Genomic DNA, 25497 nt, shown 5'->3' on the forward strand with positions numbered 1-25497 from the left:
CCACCTTCAGCAACGTCTACCTGACGAGGCCTTTATGACCAGCCGCCTGAACCCCGAAGACCAGAAGCATGTCGAAGAGTACCTGCAGTTGTCCCAACACCGTGTCGAGCGCCGGCCTTTCCGGCCGTGGATGCTCCTGGTGCTGGTACTGGCAGTGACCATTGGTCTGGGCTTGCTGAGCCGATTAATCAGTTACCTGACGCTATGAGCTGCCTCGCGCTCGCTCGGGTAACCGCACCGATTTCCTTTAAAAACCTTGCGAGTTATCCCTATGTCCCATCGTATTGTTATTGTCGGCGGCGGCGCCGGCGGTCTGGAGCTGGCTACCCGTCTGGGTAAGACTCTGGGCAAGCGCGGCACGGCCAGTGTGATGCTGGTCGACGCGAACCTCACGCACATCTGGAAACCACTGCTGCACGAAGTGGCCGCCGGATCGCTGAACTCTTCCGAAGACGAACTCAACTATGTTGCCCAGGCGAAATGGAACCACTTCGAGTTCCAGCTGGGGCGCATGAGCGGGCTTGATCGCGCGCAGAAGAAAATCCAGCTGGCGGCCACCTACGACGAGAACGGCGTGGAACTGGTACCGGCTCGTGAAGTGGCCTACGACTCGCTGGTGATCAGTGTCGGCAGCACCACCAACGACTTCGGTACCCAGGGCGCGGCGCAGCACTGCCTGTTCCTCGACACTCGTAAACAGGCCGAGCGTTTTCACCAGCAACTGCTCAACCACTATCTGCGCGCGCATGCCGGGCAGACCGATGTGATCGAGCAGATCAGTGTGGCGATCGTCGGGGCCGGCGCCACGGGCGTCGAGCTGGCGGCAGAACTGCACAATGCCGCACACGAACTGGCGGCATACGGTCTGGACCGGATCAAACCGGAAAACATGCACATCACCCTGATCGAAGCCGGCCCACGGGTGTTGCCAGCCCTGCCGGAGCGCATCAGCAGCCCGGTGCACAAGACCCTGGAGAAACTCGGGGTCAATGTGATGACCAACGCTTCGGTCAGCGAAGTGACCGCCGACAGCCTGATCACCGCCGATGGCAACGTGATCAAGGCCAGCCTGAAAGTCTGGGCCGCCGGGATTCGCGCGCCGGGTTTCCTCAAGGACATCGACGGTCTGGAAACCAACCGTATCAATCAGCTGCAAGTGCTGCCGACGTTGCAGACCACCCGCGACGAAAACATTTTCGCCTTCGGTGACTGCGCCGCGTGCCCGCAACCGGGTTCGGATCGCAACGTGCCACCGCGTGCGCAAGCCGCGCACCAACAAGCTTCGTTACTGGCCAAGTCGCTCAAGCTGCGCATCGAAGGCAAGACCCTGCCGGAGTACAAATACACCGACTACGGCTCGCTGATTTCGCTGTCGCGTTTTTCCGCTGTGGGTAACTTGATGGGTAACCTGACGGGCAGTGTGATGCTGGAGGGCTGGCTGGCGCGGATGTTCTACGTGTCGCTGTACCGCATGCACCAGATGGCGCTGTACGGGCCGTTCCGCACGGCGATGCTGATGCTGGGCAGCAAGATCGGTCGCGGCACCGAGCCGCGCTTGAAACTGCATTGATCTAAAACGGTGGGAGCGGGCTTGCTCGCGAAGAGGTCGTGTCATTCAACATTCATGTCGACTGATACACCGCTTTCGCGAGCAAGCCCGCTCCCAAATTGTTTTGCGCAGCTCACAAATCCAGCAATCGATCTCTGTTCATCAGAGCTGGAAGCGCCGCACCATACCTTGCAGCGCGTTGGCCAGTTGCGACAGTTCGTGACTCGACGCGCGGGTCTGATCGGCGCCCGCTGCCGAACGGACCGACAGGTCGCGAATGTTCACCAGGTTACGATCCACTTCCCGCGCAACTTGCGCCTGCTCTTCGGCGGCACTGGCGATCACCAGATTGCGCTCATGAATCTCATGCACTGACGCGGTGATGGTTTCCAGCGCCTCCCCGGCGCGCTCGGCCAACGCCAGCGTGGTCGTGGCCCGTGCAGCACTGGCCTGCATCGAATCCAGCGCCAGGCTTGAACCACTGCGCATGCCCTGCACCATCTGCTCGATCTCCTGCGTCGATTGCTGGGTGCGATAGGCCAGCGCCCGCACTTCATCGGCGACCACCGCAAAACCTCGTCCGCTCTCCCCTGCGCGGGCCGCCTCGATGGCGGCGTTGAGCGCGAGCAGGTTGGTCTGCTCGGCAATGGCACGGATCACATCCAGCACTTTGCCGATGTCCTGTGACTGGTTGGCCAGCGATTGCACCAACTCGCCGGTGTGCTGCACGTCGCTGGCCAGCGCATTGATGGCCGATGCGGTGTCGCTGACCCGCGCCTGTCCCAGTTGCGCCGACTCACTGGATTGACGGGTGGCATCGGACGTCGACACCGCGTTGCGCGCGACTTCTTCAACGGCCGTGGTCATTTCATTGACCGCCGTGGCGGCCTGTTCGATTTCGTTGTTCTGCTGCTGCAGACCTTGTGTGCTGCCGAGCGTCACCGCATTCAGCTCATCAGCAGCGGTGGCCAGTTGCGTGGCCGAACCGCTGATGCCTTGCAGCGTTTCCCGCAGGTTCTGCTGCATGGTCGCCAGCGCCTTGAGCAAACGACTGACCTCATCGTTGCCGTGGGTTTCGATCGGTCGGGTCAGATCGCCCCGGGCCACGCTTTCGGCAGCGCTGACAGCGCTGCTCAGCGGACGGACGATGCTGCGGGTGAGCAACATGGCCAGGGCCACCGTGGCCAGCGCCGCCAGCGCGATGAACAGACTGACGATGGTGCGCGAGGTCTGATAGTGGTCAGCGGATTTCTGGCTTTCAGCGGCCACCTGTCTGGCGAACAGATCCGCCAGGTCATTGAGTTGCTTGCCGGAGCCGTCGACCACGGTTTTCATATCAATCAGCAGCAGTTTGGTCAGTGCGTCACGCTGGCCTTGATCGGCCAGGGTGAAGGATTGCGCGATGCCGGTGCGATATGCGGCAAAGGTTTTTTTGAACTGGTCATAGAGCTGCTGGCCTTCCGGCGTGGTGACCAGTTTGTCGTAGGCGGCGATCTTCTCGCTCAGCTCTTTGTCGCGGGTGTCCATCTGGCTGCGGTAAGTCGCGATGTTCTTCGGATCCTGATCAAGTGCCATGCGCAGGGAAATCGTGCGGATCCGCAGCATCAACTCACGAATCTCGTCGCCGCCGCGAATGCTCGGCAGCCACTGGCTCTCTACCGCGACCTCACTGTCACGGATGCTCGACATCTGCCCCAAGGCAAATACCCCAAGCAACGCCACCAGTACCGCGATCAGGGCAAAACCCAGTGCGGCACGTGGAGCAATATTCAACTGACGAAGCAACATGAGGACGCCCTTATTCTTGTATTGGCCAGATTGAAGGGGCGAACAGCGGCAGTCCCCTCTCGTTAGCGGGCTATCGGCAAGTTGTACGATGACTTGAAGGGAATTGTCTTTCGCGAGGACAAAAAAAATCCCCGTATCTTTCGATACGAGGATTTTCAATATGGTCGGGGTAAGGGGATTCGAACTCCTGACATCCTGCTCCCAAAGCAGGCGCGCTACCGGACTGCGCTATACCCCGGTAAAAAAAAGGCGACCTTTCAAAGATCGCCTTCTTCGATCAGCGCTTTTGGCCTCTGATCTTAAGATTCGATCCCAGCGCTAACTGGTTTCAAAAATGGTGGGTCGTGTGGGATTCGAACCTACGACCAATTGGTTAAAAGCCAACTGCTCTACCAACTGAGCTAACGACCCAAAAATGGTCGGGGTAAGGGGATTCGAACTCCTGACATCCTGCTCCCAAAGCAGGCGCGCTACCGGACTGCGCTATACCCCGGCTTGAAATTGGCTCCGTGACCAGGACTCGAACCTGGGACCCAATGATTAACAGTCATTTGCTCTACCGACTGAGCTATCACGGAACTACATATTTCAATTTACAACAGTGAAACTTGAAGCTTCTCGACATCGTTTTCGCATCGCTGCGTTCGTGTGTCTGAGGCGCGCTATTCTACAACCTAGAACACCTCTGTCAACCCCCTAAATTGCTTTCAAGTTAATGATTTGCAACTTATTTCAGTTTTCAACCCAGTGGGTTGAAACGCTGCCGGTGACTGACTGCGGGGCGCACTTTACAAGCCTTTTCCTTAGAGTTCAACAGCCTAACGAAAAAAAGGCCTCGCAAAGCGAGGCCTTCCTTATTTCATTGGCGTTGAGGCTCAGTCGAAAACGATTTCGTCGTTGACCACTTTGCCGGTTGCCGTGTCGCCTGGCAGGAAATGCCCCGACAGGATCAGCTGCGCCAACGGGTTTTCGATCCAGCGCTGGATCGCACGTTTGAGCGGACGTGCGCCATAAACCGGGTCGTAACCCACGGCAATCAACTTGTCCATCGCTTCCGGACTCAGTTCCAGCTTCAGCTCGCGCTCGGCCAGACGACTGCGCAGACGGCCCAACTGGATCTCGGTGATGCCCGCGATCTGATCCCGCGCCAATGGCTCGAAGATCACCACTTCGTCGACCCGGTTGATGAACTCGGGACGGAAGTGCGACGTCAGCGCGTCCATCACCGCTGCACGCTGGGCCTCACGGTCACCGACCAGTTCCTGGATCTGCGACGAACCGAGGTTCGAGGTCATGACGATCACGGTATTGCGGAAATCCACCGTGCGTCCGTGGCTGTCGGTCAGTCGTCCATCCTCCAGCACTTGCAGCAGGATGTTGAACACATCCGGGTGCGCCTTCTCGACCTCATCCAGCAGGATCACCGAGTAAGGCTTGCGACGCACCGCTTCGGTCAGGTAACCACCCTCCTCGTAGCCAACATAGCCTGGTGGTGCGCCGATCAGCCGTGCCACGGAATGTTTCTCCATGAACTCGGACATATCGATCCGCACCATAGCCTCTTCAGTATCAAAGAGGAATTCGGCCAGCGCCTTGCACAGCTCGGTTTTACCGACACCGGTCGGGCCGAGGAACATGAACGAGCCGCTTGGACGATTCGGATCCGCCAGCCCGGCACGCGAACGCCGTACTGCGTTGGCCACCGCAACCACCGCTTCGTCCTGACCGATCACGCGCTGGTGCAGCAGGCTTTCCATCTTCATCAGCTTGTCGCGCTCGCCTTCGAGCATTTTCGACACCGGAATACCGGTCCACTTCGACACGACTTCGGCGATTTCCTCTTCGGTCACCTTGCTGCGCAGCAACTGGTTTTCGCTCTTGCCGTGCTGGTCGACCATTTGCAGGCTGCGCTCCAGATCCGGGATCACCCCGTACTGCAATTCGGCCATGCGGTTGAGGTCGCCTTTACGGCGCGCCGCTTCCAGTTCCTGACGCGACTGCTCGATCTTTTGCTGAATCTGCGCCGAACCCTGGACCTCGGCTTTTTCCGAGTTCCAGATTTCTTCCAGATCCGAATATTCACGCTCGAGGCGGACGATTTCTTCCTGGAGTTTTTCCAGGCGTTTCATCGCCGCTTCATCGCTTTCTTTCTTCAGTGCCTGGGATTCAACCTTGAGCTGAATCAAACGACGTTCCAGGCGATCCAGCACTTCCGGCTTGGAGTCGATCTCCATGCGAATACGGCTGGCGGCCTCGTCGATCAGGTCGATGGCCTTGTCCGGCAACTGCCGGTCAGTGATGTAGCGATGGCTGAGCTTGGCCGCGGCGATGATCGCGCCGTCGGTGATCGCCACTTTATGGTGAACCTCGTAACGCTCCTTGAGGCCACGCAGGATGGCGATGGTGTCTTCTTCGCTCGGCTCGTCCACCAGGACTTTCTGGAAACGCCGCTCAAGCGCCGCATCCTTCTCTATATATTGGCGGTACTCGTTGAGCGTGGTTGCGCCGACGCAGTGCAGCTCCCCGCGCGCCAGTGCCGGTTTGAGCATGTTGCCGGCATCCATCGAGCCTTCGCCCTTACCGGCGCCGACCATGGTGTGCAGCTCGTCGATGAACAGAATGATCTGCCCTTCCTGCTTCGACAGCTCGTTGAGCAGCGCTTTCAGGCGCTCTTCGAACTCACCGCGATACTTGGCACCGGCAATCAGCGCGCCCATGTCCAGCGACAGCAGACGTTTGCCCTTGAGGCCGTCCGGCACTTCGCCGTTGATGATGCGCTGGGCCAGACCTTCGGCAATCGCGGTTTTACCCACGCCAGGCTCGCCAATCAGCACCGGGTTGTTCTTGGTGCGGCGCTGCAGAACCTGAATGGTGCGGCGAATTTCGTCGTCACGGCCGATCACCGGATCGAGCTTGCCTTCTTCGGCACGCTTGGTCAGGTCGACGGTGTATTTATCCAGCGCCTGACGCGACTCTTCGTGGTTGGCGTCATTCACCGCCTCACCGCCGCGCAGGTTGTTGATCGCGTTTTCCAGGGCTTTCTTGCTCACGCCCTGGCCGAGCAGCAATTTGCCGAGCTTGCTGTTCTCGTCCATCGCGGCGAGCAGCACCAGTTCGCTGGAAATGAACTGGTCGCCCTTCTGCTGGGCCAGACGATCCGCCTGATTGAGCAGACGCGCCAGATCCTGCGACATGTTCACGTCGCCGGTCGGGTTCTGGATTTTCGGTAATTGATCGAGCTCTTTGGTCAGCTCTTTGCGCAAGCTGTTGACGTCGAAGCCCACTTGCATCAACAGGGGTTTGATCGAACCACCCTGTTGTTCAAGCATGGCTTGCATCAAGTGCGCCGGCTCGATGGCCGGATGATCGTGGCCGACAGCCAGGGATTGGGCGTCGGACAACGCCAACTGAAGTTTGCTGGTTAAACGGTCTATACGCATGGGGTCACCTTCCTTTTGAGCAGGCCGGACCTAAAAACCATCCTGAATAAAGAAACCTGCCAGATACCACTGTAGATGTGGTCGATTCTGGGAGATTCAAGCGGCGGACAGTTGATGCAGATCAGTCAGTCTAGCGGGTGAGCCAGATTAAGGAGGCGAACCGACCTGTGCGCGACGCACGGCGGTAAGAAAAGAAGCGCGGGTCGGTCACGGTGCAGAAACCGCCGCCATAAACCGCGGTGACTCCGCGTTCAGCCAGACGCAGGCGCGCCAGCAGATAGATGTCAGCCATGAACTTGCCAGCATTGTGGCTGGGCACGAAGGCGGCTGCCGCTTCGGGGAGTTGATTGACGAAGACCTCGCGTACTTCCGGGCCGACTTCAAAGGCTTTCGGGCCGATGGCCGGGCCGAGCCAGACCAGCACGTCCGCCGCAGCGGTGTCGAGATGATCGAGGGTGGTTTCAAGTACGCCCGCCGCCAACCCACGCCAGCCGGCATGGGCCGCCGCGACGCGAGTGCCGGCACGGTTGCAGAACAATGCCGGCAGGCAATCCGCGGTCATCGCCGTGCAGGCAACCCCGGGAGTTGCCGTCCAATTGGCGTCGGCGGTGGCAACCACGCCCGGATCAGCATGAGCCACGTCAATTCCGTGCACTTGCTGCAACCAGGCAGGCTTGATCGAGAAGTGTTCGGTCAGACGCCGACGATTCTCGGCGACTGCTTCCGGGCGATCATCGACGTGATCGCCCAGATTGAGGCTGTCGAACGGTGCCTCGCTGACACCCCCCTCGCGGGTGGTGACACAGGCCCTGACGCTGGCCGGCGCAGGCCAGTCCGGCGTCAGCCAGTTCATCCGACGAATGCCTCGCGATCCTGCTTGAGCAAGGTCAGCAGCCAGACGAAATCTTCCGGCAGCGGCGATTCCCAGCTCATGCGCTCACCGCTGGTCGGATGATCCAGTTCAAGGAAGCGCGCGTGCAATGCCTGACGCGGGAAATGCTTGAGCGATTCGACCATGGTCGGGTTCGCGGCTGGCGGAATACGGAAACGCCCGCCGTACGCCGGATCGCCGACCAACGGGAAGTTGATGTGCGACATGTGCACACGGATCTGGTGAGTCCGGCCGGTTTCCAGTTTGACCCGCACGTGCGTGTGCGAACGGAAACGCTCCAGCACGCGGTAGTGACTGACGGCCGGCTTGCCGCCTTCCATCACTGCCATGCGCTGGCGCTGCTGGCCGTGACGGCCGATCGGGGCGTTGATCTTGCCCCCGGCGGTCACGACACCGATCACGATGCACTCGTAGATCCGGCTGACGCTGCGGCTTTGCAGCTGGGCAACGAGCTTGGTCTGCGCCTGAATGGTCTTGGCCACCACCATCAGACCGGTGGTGTCCTTGTCCAGGCGATGCACGATACCGGCGCGCGGGACATTGATGATGTCCGGCACGTGGTGCAGCAAGGCGTTGAGCAAGGTGCCATCGGCGTGACCGGCAGCCGGGTGCACCACCAGGCCCGCAGGCTTGTTGATCACCAGGATGTCGTCGTCTTCATAGACGATGTCGAGTTCGATGTCCTGGGCGATCCACTCGCCCTGGGCTTCCTGCTCGGCAGTCAGCTCAAGGATGGCACCGCCATGAACGATGTCGCGCGGGCGGATGACCGCCCCGTCCACAGTCAGGCGACCTTCTTTGATCCAGGCGGAAAGGCGCGAGCGTGAGTGCTCAGCGAAGAGTTGGGCGGCGACTTGATCGAGGCGTTGGCCGCCCAAATCGGACGGCACCTCTGCGCGAAGTTCAATTTTATCGGACATGCTCTGACTGGGCGTCGGCACAGCCTTTGGTTTCGGCTGCGCGCTTGTGGTTAAATACGGCGTCTTTTGCCCCGAGGCTTTTCAACGGGGCGCTCATCATAACAGGACGGCCCCGCCCAAGACAGCGGCCGTCATAGGGACGCAAGCCGCCATGCAAGTGAAACACCTGCTGCTGATCGCCATCCTCGCATTGACCGCTGCTTGCTCATCGAAGGAAGTCGTAGACGAAAACCTCAGCGAAGCCGAGCTGTATCAGCAGGCTCAGACTGACCTGGACAACAACAGCTACACCAGCGCCACAGCCAAGCTGAAGGCCCTGGAGTCGCGTTATCCATTCGGTCGCTACGCCGATCAGGCACAGCTGGAGTTGATCTACGCCAACTACAAGAACGCCGAGCCGGAAGCTGCAAAGTCCGCCGCCGAGCGTTTCATTCGTTTGCATCCGCAGCATCCGAACGTGGATTACGCGTATTACCTCAAGGGTCTGACCTCTTTCGACCAGGACGTCGGCCTGCTGGCGCGCTTCCTGCCGCTGGACATGACCAAGCGTGACCCGGGCGCTGCCCGCGACTCGTACAACGAGTTCGCCCAGCTGACCAGCCGCTACCCGAACAGCCGCTACGCGCCGGACGCCAAGCAGCGCATGATCTACCTGCGCAACCTGCTGGCGGCCTACGAAATCCACGTAGCCGACTACTACCTGACCCGTCAGGCCTACGTCGCCGCCGCCAACCGTGGCCGCTATGTAGTGGAAAACTTCCAGGAAACCCCATCGGTCGGCGACGGCCTGGCGGTGATGACCGAGGCTTACCAGCGTCTGCACCTGGACGAGCTGGCCGCCACCAGTCTGGAAACCCTGAAGCTCAACTACCCGAACCACCCAAGCCTGAAGGACGGTCAGTTCGTGCCATCGGTCGCCGAAGCCGACAACCGTTCGTTCCTGAGCAAGGCGACTTTGGGCCTGATCGAGTCGCGTCCGCCGCTGCCGCCGGGAGAAACCCGCGCCAACCAGGATGTGCAGAAGCAGTTCCAGGATGCAAAAGACGCAATCCCGAATGAGCTCAAGCCAAAAGACGAAAACGGCGAAGTGATCGAAGAAACTCACGAAGCCGCCGGCAACAACGACGACCGCTCGTGGTTCAGCTACATGACTTTCGGCATCTTCGACTGATCGCACCGGGTACACAAAAAAGGGAGATCTGCGGATCTCCCTTTTTCATTGCCGCGCGTTAATAGTCTGTGCGCCTGGCGACTCCTTGGCTAAACTGCCGAATCATTAGCCGAAAAGCCGCCCATCATGCTTCGTTTACTGTTCTGGATTGTCCTGATTTTCGCTGCGGTATGGCTGTGGCGAAAATTCAAGGCGCCCTCCGCGTCTGCCCAATCGCCCCGCGAGCAAGACGCCGCGCCGATGGTGCGTTGCGCTCATTGCGGCGTGCACCTGCCGCGCGATCGCGCGCTGAACCTTCAGCAACAGTGGTATTGCAGCCAGGCTCACCTTGAGCAAGGCCCAGGCACCAGTGATCGCTGAGGCCAACGCCGACAGTAAACAGGCGCAGCGCCTGCTGCGCCTCTATCATCTCTACCGTTTAAGCGTCGGCATCACCCTGGTGCTGCTGATCTCCAGCAACATGGACAACCGCCTGCTGACGTCGGCCGACGACGAACTGCTGCGCAGCGGCAGCTGGTTGTATCTGGTGCTGAACATTCTGCTGGTGGTGTTCCTGGAGAACACCCGCCGCCCGGCGCAGCTGTTCACCCTGGCGCTGGTCGATGTGCTCTTGCTGTGCGGCCTGTTCTACGCGGCGGGTGGCGTGGCCAGCGCCATCGGTAACTTGCTGATTGTCTCGGTGGCGATCGCCAACACCCTGCTGCGCCGACGCATCGGCTTGCTGATAGCCGCCATCAGCGCCCTCGGTATCATTGGTTCAAGTTTCCTGCTGAGCTTCAACCACCCCCTGAGCGCCAACAATTACCTGCAAGCCGGAACCCTGGGCGCCTTGTGTTTTGCCGCTTCACTGCTGGTACAGGGTCTGGTCAGGCGCCTGGAAGTCAGCGAAAACCTCGCCGAAAAGCGCGCCAGCGAAGTGATCGGCCTCGAAGCCCTCAACGCCCTGATTCTGCAGCGTATGCGCACCGGCATCCTGGTGCTCGATGACCAGTGCCGGGTGCAACTGGCCAATCACAGCGCGAAAAGCCTGCTGGCGCAGTCGCACCTTGAGGGGCATTTGATCGATGACTACTCGCCGGCACTGGTCGAGCGCCTGCAACTATGGCTGAGCAACCCGACCCTACGCCCGCAGAGCCTGAAGATTCCCGGCAACGGCCTGGAACTGCAACCGAACTTCATCGCCCTCGCACAGAGTCCGAACCAGCAAACCCTGGTGTTTCTCGAAGACCTTGCACAAGTCGCCCAGCAAGCCCAGCAACTCAAGCTCGCCGCGCTCGGGCGCCTGACCGCCGGCATCTCCCATGAAATCCGTAATCCGCTGGGCGCCATCAGTCACGCCGCGCAGCTATTGGGTGAGTCCGAGGAACTCGATGGCGCGGATCGGCGTCTGACGCAGATCATTCAAGACCACTCCCAGCGCATGAACCGAGTCATCGAAAACGTCCTGCAACTGTCGCGCCGCCAGCAGAGCGCTCCGCAACGCCTGGATCTCAAACCGTGGCTGGAACGCTTCGTCTGCGAGAGCCGCGAACAGGCGACTGAGCGCCAGTCGATTCATTTGCGGATCAATTCCGGGGACTTCATCACATTGATGGACCCCGACCAGCTCACGCAAATTCTCGACAATCTGTTACGCAACGGCTGGCGGCACAGCGCCCTGCTGCACGAGCAGGCCGAGGTCTGGCTGGCACTGTTCATCGACCCCGACAGCCAGCTGGCGGTGCTCGAAGTGCAGGACAACGGCCCCGGTGTACCACCCGATCAGCAGGCCGATCTGTTCGAGCCGTTCTTCACCACCAGTAGCCAGGGCACCGGCCTTGGGCTTTATCTGTCCCGTGAGCTGTGCGAAAGCAACCAGGCGCGCCTAGACTTCAAACCACGCCAAGGCGGCGGCTGCTTTCGCATCACCTTTGCTCACGGACGGAAACAAAGTTGAACACGAGCCCACGGCAAAAATCCTCATCGTCGACGACGAACCGGATATCCGCGAACTCCTGGAAATCACCCTGGGACGGATGAAACTCGACACCTTCAGCGCGCGCAATCTCGGCGAAGCCCAGACGTTGTTGCACAACAACACCTTCGACCTGTGCCTGACCGACATGCGCCTGCCCGACGGCACGGGGCTGGACCTCGTGCAGCACATCCAGCAACGTTATCCACAACTGCCGGTGGCGATGATCACCGCGTACGGCAGTCTGGAAACGGCGATCAACGCCTTGAAAGCCGGGGCCTTCGACTTCCTGACCAAGCCGGTTGATCTGACGCGCCTGCGCGAACTGGTCAGCACTGCGTTGCGCATGCCGGCAGCCGGAGGCAGCGTCACCTCGATCGACCGGCGCCTGCTCGGTGACTCACCACCGATGCACAATCTGCGCAAACAGATCGACAAACTGGCGCGCAGTCAGGCACCGGTCTACATCAGCGGAGAATCGGGCAGCGGCAAAGAACTGGTCGCGCGGCTGATCCACGAACAGGGACCACGCGCCGGCAAGCCGTTCGTGCCGGTCAATTGCGGGGCGATTCCGTCGGAGCTGATGGAAAGCGAATTTTTCGGTCATCGCAAAGGCAGCTTCACTGGCGCAGTGGAGGACAAACCTGGGCTGTTCCAGGCCGCACACGGCGGCACCCTGTTTCTCGACGAAGTGGCGGACCTGCCGCTGTCGATGCAGGTGAAATTGCTGCGGGCGATTCAGGAGAAAGCCGTGCGCAGCGTCGGCGGTCAGCAGGAAACGGTGGTCGATGTGCGCATTCTTTGCGCCACCCACAAGGATCTCGACGCCGAGGTCGCCGCCGGGCGCTTTCGCCAGGACCTGTATTACCGCTTGAACGTGATCGAACTGCGTGTGCCATCCCTGCGCGAACGGCGCGATGACATCGAGGTGCTGGCGGCGCACATGCTCCAGCGTCTGGCGGCAGGCAGCGGCCGCGCGGCGGCTCGTTTGCACCCGCAGGCGCTTGAGGCGCTGAAGAGTTACCGCTTTCCGGGGAATGTTCGAGAGCTGGAAAACGTCCTTGAACGGGCGCACACGCTGTGTGAAAACCAGTTGATCGAGGCCGCAGATCTGCGTCTCAGCGAAGGTAATTGCACGGTCGAGGGCGGTATTGCCGACCTGACGCAGATCGATAACCTGGAGGATTATCTGGAGAACGTCGAGCGCAAGCTGATCCTGCAGGCGCTGGAGGAAACGCGCTGGAATCGTACGGCGGCGGCGCAGCGGTTGAGTCTGTCGTTTCGCTCGATGCGCTACAGGCTGAAGAAACTCGGTCTGGATTGAGGCCCCTTCGCGAGCAAGCCCGCTCCCACATTGGATTTTGTGAACGACAAAAATCAACTGTGGGAGCGGGCTTGCCCGCGAAAGCGGTCTGCCAGCCAGCAGAGAAAAATCTGGCTAAATGCGACCTTCAGGCGCATACGGCGCCGGATCAATAATCGGCGCACGCCCCAGCATCACATCGGCAAACAACTGACATGACGCCGGCGCCAGCACCAGCCCGTTGCGGTAATGCCCGCAGTTCAGCCACAAACCCTCAAACCCCGGCACCCGGCCAATATACGGAATCCCCTCAGGCGAGCCCGGACGCAAACCGGCCCAATGTCCCACCACTTCGGCATCCGCCAGCGCCGGCAGCAGCTCGACCGCCGAAGCCTTGAGGCTCTCCAGCGCGACATCGGTCGGCGTCTTGTCGTAGCCTTCGTGCTCCAGCGTACTGCCGATCAGAATGTGCCCGTCGCGACGCGGAATCGCATAACGCCCCTTGGCCAGCACCATGCTCGGCAGGAAATCCGCTGCACACTTGTAGAGAATCATCTGGCCCTTGACCGGCTCGACCGGCAGCGTCAGATCCAATGTTTTGAGCAGATCACCGCTCCATGCTCCGGCCGTCAGCACGATCTGCTCACCGCGGATCAGGCCTTTGGACGTCTCGACGCCTACCACTCGCTCCCCTTCGCGAACAAACCCGCTGACTTCGCATTGCTCGTGGATGGTCACGTTCGGCAGCGCCAGCAAAGCGGCTTTCAACGATTTGACCAGACGCGGGTTACGCACATTGGCCACATCGGCCATGTAGATCGCCCGGGAGAATCCGCCACCCAGCACCGGCACCGCGTCGTGCGCCGCCGAAATATCCACAGCCCGCAGCGGACGGTTTTCGCGCTCGGCCCAGGCCAGTGCCTCGGCTTCATCATCCAGATCCAGCCAGTACAGGCCGGTGGTGTGCACTTCGGGATCAACCCCGGTATCGGCAAACAGCCGCTCGCCCAGCTGTGGATAAAAATCCTGCGACCAATGCGCCAGCGCGGTGACTGCCGGGCTATAGCGCCACGGGTACAGCGGCGAAACGATACCGCCGCCGGCCCAGGACGACTCCTGACCGACGTTCGAGCGATCCAGCAGCACCACGCTGCGCACTTCTGAGGCGAGGTTGTAGGCGGTCAGCAGGCCAATCACCCCGCCACCGACAATCACCACTTGCTGTTGCCTGGTCATGTTTGATCCAACCGTAAAAAAGACAGTGGGCGCAAAAAGGCGCCCTTAAGAAGGTACCTCAGCGGCCCCAGCAATCCTTGGTGGTCAGCCCGGTGGTTGCGTTGTTCATACTTCTGACGCCAGTGTTGGTCAGGGTGAAATCCCCGCACTTGTCGGTGGCCATGGTCGTGCCAGCATTACGGGTGGCCGTCAGCAGGAAGGTCTGGTCAGTGATCGTCGGGGTGATGGTGTAGAAATCATTGCCCGTGCTCAGACCGGTGATGCCGGTATAAACATTGTTCTTGGTGTAGAAGCGCTCGAGGATCTGCGCCTGTTCCGAGAGCAGCGACACCACTTCGGCGCGCCGACCTTTTTTCAGGTATTCGGTGTAGCTCGGTGCGGCGATGGTGATGATGATCCCGATGATCGCAATCACGATCATGATTTCGATCAAGGTGAAGCCCCGGTTGAATCTGCGCATGCCTCAAACTCTCACTTACTGTATTTGTCGCCACATGATACGACGGCTGCCGCCACCGGGTTTTTCCACCAGCGTGGTCACGGTGCCACTGGAATCGTTGACGATCTTGCGGGTCGCGCCATTGACGATGGCGTTCAGGGTCGGAATTCCGCCGGTGAACACCACGCCGCTGGAAATCGTGTCGTTGCTGTCGACCACGCCATCGGCGTTGGTGTCGAGCACCGCGTAGTTGAGCATCTTACCGCTGAACGCATCCAGTTCGACCAGTTTGCCGGTGCCGAAACTGGCACACGGGTCGGTGGTATCGACACTGGCGGTGGTAAACACGATGCGTCCGAGCACCAGACTGGCCTGATTGATCACCCGCTCGCCGGTCAGCACGTTGTTGTACACCAACGGCAGATACCAGCCCTTCTCCGCCGGATAGGTCGTGTCGTTCTGGCTGGTGGTGATGAACTGTCCGGCGCTGCCGGAGAACACCCCGGTCACTGCTTGCGCCTGCAAACTGCTGACGGTCAACTGACCGGAACCACCATCGGCGTCCCACACCGAGTAGAACGCCTGCAAATCCTTGTTGGTCTTGTCGGCGGTCTCGTTGAATTTGCCGGTGCCGACGAAGATCTGTTTGCCCCCCAGCGAATTGTCCGCCAGCAGCGGCTGCGCGGTGATCGGCTGGGTCGCCCCGCCCGCCGTGGTGAACAGTGGTTTGCCGGAAAACGCCACGCCCCAGCTGTCGGTCGACGTCGCGCTCAGATCGAATTTCCACAGACGCCCTTTCAGATCACCGCCATAAGCGGCCTGCACCACGTTCGACGAATTGACCTTGAGCTTCACCGACGACAGGCCATTAGTGGTTTCGGTACTGTCGATGACGATCTTCTTGATCAACGAACCGTCACGCACATCCAGCACATACAAAGCCGCCACTCCGGAGTTGCTGCCATAACCATTGGCAATGAACGCCGCCCAGCGACCATCGGCCAAGCGTGCCACTTCCGGCCGGGCATAGGCGTAACCCAGATCATTAAATGCGTTGGCGGTGTTCGCCGTGGCGGGTGCACTGACTTCCCACAGGGCATTGAGCACATTGCCAGCGGACGCGTCGAACAACTGCAGTGCATAGAAAGTCTTGCCGCCGGCACCGGTGCCGCCGATGGCCACGGTTTTCCAGGCACTGTTGAACTGAAGATCGTAGACCCCGACCTGGCCGTCCACCAGAAACTTGTGGCTGACGCCATTGATGTACGCCGGATCGGCAATCAGCCGCAGCGACGGCAACACGCTGGACGGCATGTAGGCATAGCGTCGAGTGCCGTTGGCCGAGTTGATCACGTTGACGAAACCGTCATTGGCGTTCACCACCAGATTGGCATTCATGTTCGCCGCTTTGGTGGTCAGGTACGTGGTGTAGGTGGTGTCGCCCGACAGGTCGGAGGCGGTTTTGTCGCTGGGCGAGGCCAGCACCAGCGGCGAGTTGATGATGTCGCCGAGCAACACGCTGCGCACCTTGAGCCCGGTCTTGTTGGTGCCCTTGCTCCACTCCACCAGATCACTGCCGCTGATGCCGGTGGGCAGGCTCTGGCTGAGCGTCGTCTGTTGGGTCGCGGAAAAGTTGCCGTAGGCCAGAGTCACGGCGGCATTGCTGCTGGTGTTCCACGATTGATAGGTCGGTGCGGTCGCGCCCGGCACGATGGTGGTATCGGTGGTCCACAACGCTGCCGAGGTGTTCACCGCGCCAGCCGAAGTGAAGCCAAAGGATTTGATCGTGCCGCGCCAGTCCTTGGGGTCGTAACTGGTCTGGAAATAACTGGTGCCACTGGCCAGCGTGGTGCCGCTGGTGACACCGCTGCCGCCGGAGCCGGCCTTGGAAGTGATGTCGCTCAACGCCGAGGACAGCGCACTGTTGAGACCGGTGCTGTCGCTCGCCTGGTAATACTTGCCCTGCCCATAGGCAGCGGCGTCGGAAAGCATGTCGTTGTCGGCAGTAAAGCCGACGGTGTAGGTGTTCATGTTCTGCTTGGGAAAATCCGCCGAGCCCCAGCTCTTGCCCGCGAGATCGGTACCTGTCGACCGCATGTCGATGTCGAACGCAAACTTGGCAATGTCATCCAGATACAGCGTGTCACCCTCGTTATCGCCATTGAGGTTGTTGCCGTCATTGTTGATGCCGTCCCAGTTCGGCAAGCGACTTCCGCCCAACGGGTCATTGGTGGGAAACGTGCGGTCATACGTCGGAAGGCCGTCGGTGATCACTACGCCATAGTTCTTCTGGCAGCGGTACTGGATCGGACTGGTGTAAGTGGTGGGTGTGCTGTTGTAGTACGGCGTCATGCCGCGCATGTACCGGGTGATTTCGTAATAGGTTTCCGCCAATGGCGTGTTGGCCACGGCCCCCAAACCACCGATCGCCGAAATCAACGCATTGTAGTTGGCGTCGGCCTGCGCCTGGGTCACGCTGCCGGAGACCGGCGACAGATCACTGATGGAACGAGCGATGTATCCACCGTTCCCGGGGTTGTTGCTGGTCACCGGGTTGAAGGTCGACAGGCCCATGCGCAAGTTACGGTTGCTGGTGACCAGTGCGGTGGACACGTTGCGCGCGACGTTGATCCGATAGTCGTTGGGAATCGCCCCGGTGGTGAAGTCGCGAGTGCCGTTGTTGATCGCCAGCCCGACCACATAGGCGATGTAGTCCCCCGTGTAGCGAGTATTGCCGCCGCCCACCGGATCAGGCAGTTTCAGGCACAACGGCGCGACGCTGTTGTTGTAGAAGGCGAAGGCGCCGCCGGAGCAACCGGAGGTCGGCAGGTTCGAGAGAAACACCGGATCGCCAGTGATCGCCGTTGAACTCAGGCACAGCCCGAGCAACGCATTACATTGCCGGGCCGGGGTGCGTGTGACGGTCGGATCGAATCCCGCCGCATAAATGATGCTGTTCATGCTGCCGGAATCGTCGATCAGCAACATCACGTTGGGCGGTACCGCAGCGGCACTCAGCAGCGGCGAGTCGGAAGGCGTGAACGCATAAGCCGGCGCTGCCAGATAAAAGCTCAGCAGCATGCCGGCCAACAACGTCCGGCAGCGCTCAATACTTCGCATAGACACTCTCCACCACACTGCGCGAAGTACCGGCGATGCCGACTGCGGTCACTCGATACAAGGTCGCCGAGGTGTTGCTCGGCACGTTCACCGCCGTCAGCGTGGTACCGATGTTCTGCACACCATAGAAGCCGTTACCTGCGGCGACCCACGTCACCCCCGAGGTCGAGTTGAACCCCGCCGCACTGACCACCGAGGACTCCGCTGGCGGCGCACATTGCGTGGCGCTGGCACACACCGCCAGCGAATAACTGTCGAGTTGCACCGCACTCTCGCCGATGCGCAACGCCGCCTCGGCGGCCTGGAACGACTGATTACGCAGGCTGACGCTACCGGCCATTTTCTCCTGCAGGTTGGCGCTCTGCATCGAGGACAGCCCGATCAAGGTCAGCAGCAACAGAAACACCAGACTGACCAGCAACACCATGCCGCGCTGGGTTTGCCTCTGGTTGAACGTGATCCTCATCATTCCGGCCTCACTGCAAGCGGTTGCGCAAAGCGGCAACCACGTTGAAGGTTTGATTGGCCACCCGGTTGTTCGGGTCGGTGAGGGTCAGACTCAGACGCACACTGCGGATGCGCGCCGGGTCACTGGGGTTGGCGCTGTAGGAGGACGCCGCGACATCGGTGGCGGACGTCGCCAGACCGAACATGACGTTGAACGCACTGACATTGTTCACCAGCACCTGCTGGGTTGGGGTGCCGCTGCCGGAGCCCATGAGAATCTGGTTGTTGCTGAAGCTGTAGATCAAGCGGCGGATCGGAAAGGCGATCTGCCCGCTCGCCGCCGCCCGCAACCCGGTATAGGCCGTGGCGCTGTTGCGGCAATCGGAGACCACCGTCCAAATCGGCGTACCACCATTGCCACCGACATCAGCAGTGACCAGGGTCAGCTTGAGGTTGCTGTTGTCCCAGCTGATCGGGATGATCTGCGCCGCGTTGAAATCCCCCGCCGAGCTCGCGTCAGTAATCGTGCCCAGGCAGCCGAACATGCCGACCATGCGCAGTTCCTGAATCATCTTGCTCAATACAAAACGTGCGTCTTCCTGCATGGCGGCAGCGGTGTTCTGGCTGACGTAAGTGTTCTTGGCCGCGAGAAACGTCTGCACCACCCCCAGCACGATGATCAGCCCGAGCGCCAGGGCGATGAGCATTTCGATCAGGCCGAAACCCCGGTTGGCGTGCTTCATGGGCCGGCCACCGGATCGACCGTGGCACGGCTGGTCAGGACGAAGCTGCGGGTGGTACCGGTGGCATTCGCGGCCCGTGAGTCATTCCAGTTGATGGTGATGGTGTACACCCGCTGATTGAGGGTGATCGTGCCGGTGGCAGTCGGCCCGCCGAAATTGACGATATTGGTGGTGAAATCGTAGAGATCCTGATCGCGGGCGACGCTGAGGTTGCCTGCGGTCGGCGGCGTGACCGTGTAATCGGCAGCGGAATTGGCGCGTATGCGGTCCATCATGTCGTAGGCGATGAAGCTCGCCTGACTGGTCATCCGGGAACTGTCGGTGTACTTCAGCGCATTCACTTGAACGGCGGCCGCGCCCAATATGCCGACGGTCAGAATCAGCAACGCGACCAGTACCTCGATCAGCGACATGCCCTCCTGTGCCTGTGTGCTCCCTGCCCTCATCCGCAACTTCCACCCAGTTGAATTCGTCCGTTCAGACACACGTTCAGCGTCCTGCTTTGTGTTCCCAGCACATAACTGATGGCCACCGCCGTCGACGGCGCCGCCAGGCCGCCCAGATTGTTGAAATCCAGTGCGGTCACTCCTGAGGGTAGCGTCAGAGTCGCGCCGCTGCTCATCGCTGGAACAACCCGTAATACATTGGCCGGAGTGCCAGTACTGTCGTAGACCGACAATTCGCCGGTCCACACGCTGCCGCCGGCGCTCGGGCGCAAGCGTGTGGTCACGCCGCGATCAATCGCCTCCAGCCGCGCGTAGTTGATGGCGCGCTGCAGGTCACCCATTTCGGTGTCGGCCTTGCTGCTCTGGATCGAGCGAGTGAAGCCTGGCACCGCCAGGGTGATGAGGATCACCAGCACGGCGACCGCAGCCAACAGTTCGGGCAGCGTGAAACCTTTTGTACGATGATCCATCGATGCCCTCCGTTGCCGTCGGCTATACCTGCTTCTACAAGCTAGAACATTCAACCGGCCTGCGTCGGTTGATTTGCCCTGCCCGGCGAAAAGGATTGCGCCGGGCTTCATGCTCCAGGGAGGGAGTCGGCATGCCGCAACAGGGTTTCAGTCTGATTGAATTGCTTATGGGACTGGCGATTGGCGCAATTGTTCTGTCGCTGGTCAGTCCGGCCTTCGCGGCCTTCACTGAATCGACTCATCGCGACCAGGCGGCCCGGTCGCTGCTCGAGGGCATTCGCAACGCCCGCACACAGGCCATCACCCGCAATCAGAGCGTGGTGATCCATGGCATCAATGACGACTGGAGTCAGGGCTGGCGGATCATTCTGGATATCAGCGGCAAGGGGCCGCTGGACAGCAGCAACCCACTGCTGCTGGAGCACGCGAGTGACGGGCGAATACCGATCGTCGGCAATTGGCTGGTCAGTCGTTATGTGCGCTTCAGCAGTCTGGGACAACCGCTGATGCCCGGGCGGGCATTTCAGGCAGGGACGTTACATCTCTGCTCGGCACAGGGGCCGGTCAGCCAGCTCCAGGTGGTGCTGGCGGCAACCGGTCGGGTGCGCCTGACCAGCACAAAGGCTGAGCAGGCGCTGTGCCTGAAGGCGAAGAGCGTCAGATCGAACGGACGCGCAGCTCTTTCGGCATCGAGAAGGTGATGTTCTCTTCGCGACCGGCCAGTTCATCGGCACCCGTCGCGCCCCAGGCTTGCAATTGCTGGATCACGCCGCGAACCAACACTTCCGGTGCGGAGGCACCAGCGGTGATGCCGATGCGCTCGACACCCTCGAACCAGCTCTTTTGCAGATCTTCAGCGCCGTCGATCAGGTAGGCCGGCGTGGCCATGCGTTCGGCCAGCTCACGCAGGCGGTTGGAGTTGGAGCTGTTCGGGCTGCCCACCACCAACACTACGTCGCACTCGTCGGCCAGTTGCTTGACCGCATCCTGACGGTTTTGCGTGGCGTAGCAGATGTCGTCCTTGCGCGGGCCACCGATGGCCGGGAAACGTGTGCGCAGGGCATCGATCACGCGGCTGGTATCGTCCATCGACAGGGTGGTCTGGGTCACGAACGCCAGTTTTTCCGGGTTACGCACCTGCAGTTCGGCCACGTCTTTTTCGTCTTCGACGAGGTAGATCGCGCCGCCGTTGCTGGCATCGTACTGGCCCATGGTGCCTTCGACTTCAGGGTGACCGGCGTGGCCGATCAGGATGCACTCACGGCCGTCGCGGCTGTATTTGGCGACTTCGATGTGTACCTTGGTAACCAGCGGACAGGTGGCGTCGAATACTTTCAGGCCACGACCGGCGGCTTCGCTGCGTACGGCTTGAGAAACCCCGTGAGCACTGAAGATCACGATGACGTCGTCCGGCACCTGATCCAGTTCCTCGACGAAGATCGCGCCACGACTGCGCAGGTCTTCGACCACGAATTTGTTGTGCACCACTTCATGACGCACGTAGATCGGCGGCCCGAAGACTTCCAGGGCGCGGTTGACGATTTCGATCGCCCGGTCCACGCCGGCGCAGAAGCCACGGGGGTTGGCGAGTTTGATTTGCATGCTGTGCCTCGTGTCTTGCGCGCGAAATAAATTTACGTCCTGCTGATCGAGCACATTGCTCAAATCCAGCAAAAATCCAATGTGGGAGCGGGCTTGCTCGCGAAAGCAGTGTGTCAGACAACTTCTATGTTGAATGTCAGTCAGCATTCGCGAGCAAGCCCGCTCCCACAATGTTCTGAGGTGTAACTCAGATCGCTTTGACGGAGATGATCTCTACGTCAAAGGTCAGCGTCTTTCCCGCCAGCGGGTGGTTGAAGTCGACGGTCACTTGCGCGTCGTCGAACTCTTTCACCACACCCGGCAGCTCAGTATTGGCCGCATCGTTGAAGATCACCAGCAGACCCGGTGACAGTTCCATGTCGGCAAACTGCGAGCGCGGGATGATCTGTACGTTTTGCGGGTTCGGCTGGCCGAAAGCGTTTTCCGGCTCGACGGTCAGCGTACGCTTGTCGCCGGCCTTGAAGCCGAACAATGCCGCTTCGAAACCCGGCAGCAGGTTGCCGTCGCCGACCTTGAAGGTCGCCGGGGCCTTGTCGAACGTGCTGTCGACCGTATCGCCGTTCTCCAGGCGCAATGCAAAGTGCAAAGTGACTTCCGTGTTCTGGCCGATGCGTTGCTCAGCCAATACCTGTTCAGTCATGAACGGCTTCTCCGGTTTTCTTACTTTTGAACATGTCCAGTGCCAGCATCACCGCACCGACGGTGATGGCGCTGTCGGCGAAGTTGAACGCCGGGAAGTACCAGCGGTTCTGCCAGTGCACCAGAATGAAGTCGATCACATGGCCCAGGGCGATGCGGTCATACAGATTGCCCAGCGCGCCGCCCAGCACCAGCGCCAAAGCGACGGCCAGCCAGGTTTCGTTGCGGCCCAGGCGTTTGAGCCAGACCACCAGCACCGCACTGACCACAATCGCGATCAGGGCGAACAGCCAGCGCTGCCAGCCGGAGCTGTCAGCCAGGAAGCTGAAGGCAGCGCCGGTGTTGTAGGCCAGCGTCCAGCTGAAGTAATCGGGAATGATCACGATCTGCTGGAACATTTCGAGCTTGTTTTCGAAGTAGAACTTGCTGGCCTGGTCGATGACCAGAACCAGCAAACTCAACCAGAGCCAGCTCAACCGTCCGAAACGGCCAACGGCGTTAGGCATAGTGACGAACCTCGCCGGCGCCGCTGATGTTGTCGACGCAACGACCGCAGATTTCCGGATGCTCCGGGTTCACGCCGACGTCTTCACGGCAGTGCCAGCAACGAGCGCACTTCGGGAAGGCCGATTTGACGATCTTCAGTTTCAGGCCGCTGACTTCGGTGGCTACCGCGTCCGCAGGTGCCTGAACAAAAGGCGCCACGCTGGCAGTCGAGGTGATCAGGACAAAGCGCAGCTCGTTGCTCAGCTTGGCCAGGTCGGCGCTCAGCGCGTCTTCGGCGAACAGCGTCACTTCGGCTTGCAGGTTGCCACCGACGGCTTTGGCCGCGCGCTGGATTTCCATCTCTTTGTTGACCGCCACCTTCACTTCCATGATGCGATCCCAGTAGGCGCGACCCAGCTCGAAGCCTTCCGGCAGCTCGGTCAGACCTTCGTACCAGGTGTTGAGCATGACGGATTCGTTGCGCTCGCCCGGCAGGTATTGCCACAGCTCGTCGGCAGTAAACGCGAGGATCGGTGCGATCCAGCGCACCAGCGCTTCGGAGATGTGGAACAGCGCGGTCTGGCACGAGCGACGGGCCTTGCTGTCGGCGCCAGTGGTGTACTGGCGATCCTTGATGATGTCGAGGTAGAAACCACCCAGCTCCTGCACGCAGAAGTTGTGGATCTTCGAGTAGACGTTCCAGAAACGGTATTCGCCGTAGTGCTCCTGCAGCTCGCGTTGCAGCAGCAGGGTGCGATCCACGGCCCAGCGATCCAGTGCGAGCATGTCTTCAGCCGGCAGCAGGTCGGTGGCCGGGTTGAAACCGGTCAGGTTGGAAAGCAGGAAACGCGCGGTGTTACGGATGCGACGATAGGCGTCCGCGCTGCGTTGCAGGATCTGCTCGGACACGGCCATTTCGCCGGAGTAGTCGGTCGACGCGACCCACAGACGCATGATGTCGGCGCCCAGGGTGTCGTTGACTTTCTGCGGCGCAATCACGTTGCCCAGCGACTTGGACATCTTGCGGCCGGACTCGTCGACGGTGAAGCCGTGGGTCAGCAGTTCGCGGTACGGCGCGTGGTTGTCGATGGCGCAACCGGTCAACAGCGACGAGTGGAACCAGCCGCGGTGCTGGTCGGAACCTTCCAGGTACAGGTCGGCGCGTGGGCCGGTCTCGTGGCCCATCGGGTGCGAACCACGCAATACGTGCCAGTGAGTGGTGCCCGAGTCGAACCAGACGTCGAGGGTGTCGCTGATCTTGTCGTACAGCGGCGCTTCGTCGCCCAGCAGTTCGGCGGCGTCGAGTTTGAACCAGGCTTCGATGCCTTCGACTTCAACGCGCTTGGCGACTTCTTCCATCAGTTCGACGGTGCGTGGGTGCAACTCGCCGCTTTCCTTGTTGAGGAAGAACGGGATCGGCACGCCCCAGTTACGCTGACGGGAGATGCACCAGTCCGGACGGTTGGCGATCATCGAGTGCAGGCGCGCCTGGCCCCAGGCCGGAACGAACTTGGTCTCTTCGATAGCTTTGAGCGAGCGCACGCGCAGGGTGTCGCCGCTGACCGGCTCTTTGTCCATGCCGATGAACCACTGCGCGGTGGCGCGGTAGATCAGCGGGGTCTTGTGGCGCCAGCAGTGCATGTAGCTGTGTTCGATGACGGTGGTGTGCATCAGCGCACCGACTTCGGTCAGTTTTTCGACGATGGCCGGGTTGGCCTTCCAGATGAACTGGCCGCCGAAGAACTCCAGCGACGGTACGTACACGCCGTTGCTTTGCACCGGGTTGAGGATCTCGTCGTTGACCATGCCGTATTTCTTGCAGGTCACGAAGTCGTCCACGCCGTAGGCCGGGGCGGAGTGAACCACACCGGTACCGGCGCCCAGTTCAACGTAGTCGGCCAGGTACACCGGCGACAGACGGTCGTAGAACGGGTGACGGAAGTTGATCAGTTCCAGCGCCGAACCCGGCGTGGTGGCCAGTACGGTGCCTTCAACGCCATAACGCGACAGGCAGGATTCAACCAGCTCTTCAGCCAGGACCAGCAGCTTGTCGCCGATATCGACCAGGGCGTAGTTGAATTCCGGGTGCACGTTCAGTGCCTGGTTGGCCGGGATGGTCCACGGGGTGGTGGTCCAGATCACGATCGAGGCAGGCTTGCTCAGCGACGGCAGACCGAACGCGGCAGCCAGTTTGGCTTCGTCGGCGATCGGGAAGGCCACATCGATGGTCGAGGACTTCTTGTTCTCGTACTCGACTTCGGCTTCGGCCAGGGCCGAGCCGCAATCGAAGCACCAGTTCACCGGCTTGAGGCCCTTGAACACGAAACCGCCCTTCACGATTTCGGCGAGGGCGCGGATTTCGCCGGCCTCGTTCTTGAAGTCCATGGTCTTGTACGGGTTGGCGAAGTCGCCCAGCACGCCGAGGCGGATGAACTCGGTCTTCTGCCCTTCGATCTGCTCGGTGGCGTAGGCACGGCACAGCTCGCGGGTCTTGTCCGCGCCCAGGTTCTTGCCGTGGGTCACTTCAACCTTGTGCTCGATCGGCAGGCCGTGGCAGTCCCAACCCGGAACATACGGCGCGTCGAAACCCGACAGGGTTTTCGAGCGGATGATCATGTCCTTGAGAATCTTGTTCAGCGCATGACCGATGTGGATCGTGCCGTTGGCGTACGGAGGGCCGTCGTGCAGGACGAACTTCGGACGATCCTTGCCAATCTCGCGCAACTTTCCGTACAGGCCAATACTGTCCCAGCGCTGCAGGATCTGCGGTTCGCGCTGTGGCAGGCCGGCCTTCATTGGGAAGGCGGTGTCCGGAAGGTTTAGCGTGGCTTTATAGTCGGTCATTTAAGGCT

At 60.7% G+C, this 25497-nt stretch carries 22 protein-coding genes and 4 tRNA genes; 7 read left to right on the forward strand and 19 right to left on the reverse strand.

Features of this window, described 5'->3' with window-relative positions:
- The first annotated feature begins 34 nt into the window (after nt 1-34).
- Nucleotides 35-208, forward strand: coding sequence for a DUF3094 family protein (locus V9L13_RS16370; RefSeq protein WP_003228304.1), 174 nt, complete (start codon nt 35-37; stop codon nt 206-208).
- Nucleotides 209-271: 63 nt separating this feature from the next.
- Entirely contained in the window at nt 272-1570 is a 1299-nt protein-coding gene (locus tag V9L13_RS16375; RefSeq protein ID WP_150367937.1) for an NAD(P)/FAD-dependent oxidoreductase, read from the forward strand.
- Nucleotides 1571-1711: 141 nt separating this feature from the next.
- On the opposite strand, the gene V9L13_RS16380 is transcribed toward V9L13_RS16375, so the two are convergent.
- From V9L13_RS16380 to rluD, 8 genes are all read right to left on the reverse strand, one after another.
- Complete coding sequence (locus V9L13_RS16380; protein ID WP_338800032.1) at nt 1712-3337, reverse strand: methyl-accepting chemotaxis protein; 1626 nt, start codon at nt 3335-3337, stop codon at nt 1712-1714.
- Between the two features lie 161 nt (nt 3338-3498).
- Nucleotides 3499-3575, reverse strand: a tRNA-Pro gene (locus tag V9L13_RS16385).
- Between the two features lie 97 nt (nt 3576-3672).
- Nucleotides 3673-3748, reverse strand: a tRNA-Lys gene (locus tag V9L13_RS16390).
- Between the two features lie 5 nt (nt 3749-3753).
- Nucleotides 3754-3830, reverse strand: a tRNA-Pro gene (locus V9L13_RS16395).
- 9 nt (nt 3831-3839) lie between these two features.
- Nucleotides 3840-3915 (reverse strand) — tRNA-Asn (locus tag V9L13_RS16400).
- Between the two features lie 297 nt (nt 3916-4212).
- On the reverse strand, nt 4213-6777 hold the full coding sequence (gene clpB / locus V9L13_RS16405; protein ID WP_027612807.1) for an ATP-dependent chaperone ClpB: 2565 nt from the start codon (nt 6775-6777) through the stop codon (nt 4213-4215).
- A 130-nt stretch (nt 6778-6907) separates the two neighbouring features.
- Nucleotides 6908-7630, reverse strand: coding sequence for a peptidoglycan editing factor PgeF (pgeF, locus tag V9L13_RS16410; protein ID WP_338800033.1), 723 nt, complete (start codon nt 7628-7630; stop codon nt 6908-6910).
- A complete protein-coding gene (gene rluD / locus V9L13_RS16415; protein WP_003228314.1) occupies nt 7627-8589 on the reverse strand; it encodes a 23S rRNA pseudouridine(1911/1915/1917) synthase RluD in 963 nt (320 codons plus the stop codon). Before rluD ends, pgeF begins: the two co-directional genes overlap by 4 nt.
- Before the next feature lie 151 nt (nt 8590-8740).
- Between rluD and V9L13_RS16420 the strand changes: the two genes are divergently transcribed.
- From V9L13_RS16420 to V9L13_RS16435, 4 genes are all read left to right on the forward strand, one after another.
- Nucleotides 8741-9760: an outer membrane protein assembly factor BamD gene (locus V9L13_RS16420; RefSeq protein ID WP_003228317.1), complete on the forward strand. Its 1020-nt coding sequence runs from the start codon at nt 8741-8743 to the stop codon at nt 9758-9760.
- A 126-nt stretch (nt 9761-9886) separates the two neighbouring features.
- Complete coding sequence (locus V9L13_RS16425) at nt 9887-10120, forward strand: PP0621 family protein (RefSeq protein WP_045122641.1); 234 nt, start codon at nt 9887-9889, stop codon at nt 10118-10120.
- Nucleotides 10110-11696, forward strand: coding sequence for an ATP-binding protein (locus tag V9L13_RS16430; protein ID WP_338802878.1), 1587 nt, complete (start codon nt 10110-10112; stop codon nt 11694-11696). Before V9L13_RS16425 ends, V9L13_RS16430 begins: the two co-directional genes overlap by 11 nt.
- Entirely contained in the window at nt 11671-13038 is a 1368-nt protein-coding gene (locus V9L13_RS16435; protein ID WP_338800035.1) for a sigma-54 dependent transcriptional regulator, read from the forward strand. The genes V9L13_RS16430 and V9L13_RS16435 overlap by 26 nt, the downstream gene beginning before the upstream one ends.
- A 114-nt stretch (nt 13039-13152) precedes the next feature.
- Here the strand turns inward: V9L13_RS16435 and thiO are convergent, their stop codons facing one another.
- Genes thiO through V9L13_RS16470 form a run of 7 tightly spaced genes read right to left on the reverse strand, consistent with a single transcriptional unit; the run spans nt 13153 to nt 19918 of the window.
- Nucleotides 13153-14253, reverse strand: a complete 1101-nt coding sequence (gene thiO, locus V9L13_RS16440) for a glycine oxidase ThiO (RefSeq protein ID WP_338800036.1) — start codon at nt 14251-14253, stop codon at nt 13153-13155.
- A gap of 58 nt (nt 14254-14311) precedes the next feature.
- On the reverse strand, nt 14312-14713 hold the full coding sequence (locus V9L13_RS16445; RefSeq protein WP_003228325.1) for a type IV pilin protein: 402 nt from the start codon (nt 14711-14713) through the stop codon (nt 14312-14314).
- Between the two features lie 15 nt (nt 14714-14728).
- Nucleotides 14729-17812, reverse strand: coding sequence for a PilC/PilY family type IV pilus protein (locus tag V9L13_RS16450; protein ID WP_338800037.1), 3084 nt, complete (start codon nt 17810-17812; stop codon nt 14729-14731).
- On the reverse strand, nt 17799-18278 hold the full coding sequence (locus V9L13_RS16455; RefSeq protein ID WP_338802879.1) for a PilX N-terminal domain-containing pilus assembly protein: 480 nt from the start codon (nt 18276-18278) through the stop codon (nt 17799-17801). The genes V9L13_RS16450 and V9L13_RS16455 overlap by 14 nt, the downstream gene beginning before the upstream one ends.
- A 10-nt stretch (nt 18279-18288) precedes the next feature.
- The gene (locus V9L13_RS16460) at nt 18289-19002 is read right to left on the reverse strand and encodes a prepilin-type N-terminal cleavage/methylation domain-containing protein (protein ID WP_338800038.1); all 714 of its coding nucleotides are present in this window, start codon (nt 19000-19002) and stop codon (nt 18289-18291) included.
- Entirely contained in the window at nt 18999-19448 is a 450-nt protein-coding gene (gene pilV / locus V9L13_RS16465; RefSeq protein WP_003228332.1) for a type IV pilus modification protein PilV, read from the reverse strand. Before pilV ends, V9L13_RS16460 begins: the two co-directional genes overlap by 4 nt.
- On the reverse strand, nt 19445-19918 hold the full coding sequence (locus V9L13_RS16470) for a GspH/FimT family pseudopilin (protein ID WP_103485409.1): 474 nt from the start codon (nt 19916-19918) through the stop codon (nt 19445-19447). Before V9L13_RS16470 ends, pilV begins: the two co-directional genes overlap by 4 nt.
- A 131-nt stretch (nt 19919-20049) precedes the next feature.
- Between V9L13_RS16470 and V9L13_RS16475 the strand changes: the two genes are divergently transcribed.
- Nucleotides 20050-20619 carry a GspH/FimT family protein gene (locus V9L13_RS16475; protein ID WP_338800039.1) on the forward strand — a complete coding sequence of 190 codons (570 nt, stop codon included), beginning with the start codon at nt 20050-20052 and terminating at the stop codon, nt 20617-20619.
- Here the strand turns inward: V9L13_RS16475 and ispH are convergent.
- From ispH to ileS, 4 genes are all read right to left on the reverse strand, one after another.
- Nucleotides 20576-21520, reverse strand: a complete 945-nt coding sequence (gene ispH, locus V9L13_RS16480) for a 4-hydroxy-3-methylbut-2-enyl diphosphate reductase (RefSeq protein WP_223007220.1) — start codon at nt 21518-21520, stop codon at nt 20576-20578. The genes V9L13_RS16475 and ispH overlap by 44 nt on opposite strands.
- Nucleotides 21521-21707: 187 nt before the next feature.
- Nucleotides 21708-22145 (reverse strand): FKBP-type peptidyl-prolyl cis-trans isomerase, encoded by a 438-nt coding sequence (gene fkpB, locus V9L13_RS16485; protein ID WP_198286829.1) that lies wholly within the window; start codon nt 22143-22145, stop codon nt 21708-21710.
- Nucleotides 22146-22152: 7 nt separating this feature from the next.
- On the reverse strand, nt 22153-22665 hold the full coding sequence (lspA, locus tag V9L13_RS16490) for a signal peptidase II (protein WP_003228341.1): 513 nt from the start codon (nt 22663-22665) through the stop codon (nt 22153-22155).
- Entirely contained in the window at nt 22658-25489 is a 2832-nt protein-coding gene (gene ileS / locus V9L13_RS16495) for an isoleucine--tRNA ligase (RefSeq protein ID WP_338800040.1), read from the reverse strand. The genes lspA and ileS overlap by 8 nt, the downstream gene beginning before the upstream one ends.
- Nucleotides 25490-25497 lie beyond the last annotated feature (8 nt).

The sequence above is a fragment of the Pseudomonas sp. RSB 5.4 genome (assembly GCF_037126175.1).
GTDB lineage: Bacteria > Pseudomonadota > Gammaproteobacteria > Pseudomonadales > Pseudomonadaceae > Aquipseudomonas > Aquipseudomonas fluorescens_H.

Bases quoted from the DNA above. Each gene is read 5' to 3' on its own strand.
- V9L13_RS16455 (WP_338802879.1), bottom strand. From the start codon at position 18,278: ATGAGGATCACGTTCAACCAGAGGCAAACCCAGCGCGGCATGGTGTTG.
- V9L13_RS16420 (WP_003228317.1), top strand. From the start codon at position 8,741: ATGCAAGTGAAACACCTGCTGCTGATCGCCATCCTCGCATTGACCGCT.
- thiO (WP_338800036.1), bottom strand. From the start codon at position 14,253: ATGACCAGGCAACAGCAAGTGGTGATTGTCGGTGGCGGGGTGATTGGC.
- clpB (WP_027612807.1), bottom strand. From the start codon at position 6,777: ATGCGTATAGACCGTTTAACCAGCAAACTTCAGTTGGCGTTGTCCGAC.
- V9L13_RS16425 (WP_045122641.1), top strand. From the start codon at position 9,887: ATGCTTCGTTTACTGTTCTGGATTGTCCTGATTTTCGCTGCGGTATGG.
- V9L13_RS16450 (WP_338800037.1), bottom strand. From the start codon at position 17,812: ATGCGAAGTATTGAGCGCTGCCGGACGTTGTTGGCCGGCATGCTGCTG.
- ispH (WP_223007220.1), bottom strand. From the start codon at position 21,520: ATGCAAATCAAACTCGCCAACCCCCGTGGCTTCTGCGCCGGCGTGGAC.
- V9L13_RS16475 (WP_338800039.1), top strand. From the start codon at position 20,050: ATGCCGCAACAGGGTTTCAGTCTGATTGAATTGCTTATGGGACTGGCG.
- V9L13_RS16370 (WP_003228304.1), top strand. From the start codon at position 35: ATGACCAGCCGCCTGAACCCCGAAGACCAGAAGCATGTCGAAGAGTAC.
- rluD (WP_003228314.1), bottom strand. From the start codon at position 8,589: ATGTCCGATAAAATTGAACTTCGCGCAGAGGTGCCGTCCGATTTGGGC.
- ileS (WP_338800040.1), bottom strand. From the start codon at position 25,489: ATGACCGACTATAAAGCCACGCTAAACCTTCCGGACACCGCCTTCCCA.
- V9L13_RS16375 (WP_150367937.1), top strand. From the start codon at position 272: ATGTCCCATCGTATTGTTATTGTCGGCGGCGGCGCCGGCGGTCTGGAG.
- lspA (WP_003228341.1), bottom strand. From the start codon at position 22,665: ATGCCTAACGCCGTTGGCCGTTTCGGACGGTTGAGCTGGCTCTGGTTG.
- pgeF (WP_338800033.1), bottom strand. From the start codon at position 7,630: ATGAACTGGCTGACGCCGGACTGGCCTGCGCCGGCCAGCGTCAGGGCC.
- V9L13_RS16460 (WP_338800038.1), bottom strand. From the start codon at position 19,002: ATGAAGCACGCCAACCGGGGTTTCGGCCTGATCGAAATGCTCATCGCC.
- V9L13_RS16380 (WP_338800032.1), bottom strand. From the start codon at position 3,337: ATGTTGCTTCGTCAGTTGAATATTGCTCCACGTGCCGCACTGGGTTTT.
- V9L13_RS16445 (WP_003228325.1), bottom strand. From the start codon at position 14,713: ATGCGCAGATTCAACCGGGGCTTCACCTTGATCGAAATCATGATCGTG.
- pilV (WP_003228332.1), bottom strand. From the start codon at position 19,448: ATGAGGGCAGGGAGCACACAGGCACAGGAGGGCATGTCGCTGATCGAG.
- V9L13_RS16470 (WP_103485409.1), bottom strand. From the start codon at position 19,918: ATGGATCATCGTACAAAAGGTTTCACGCTGCCCGAACTGTTGGCTGCG.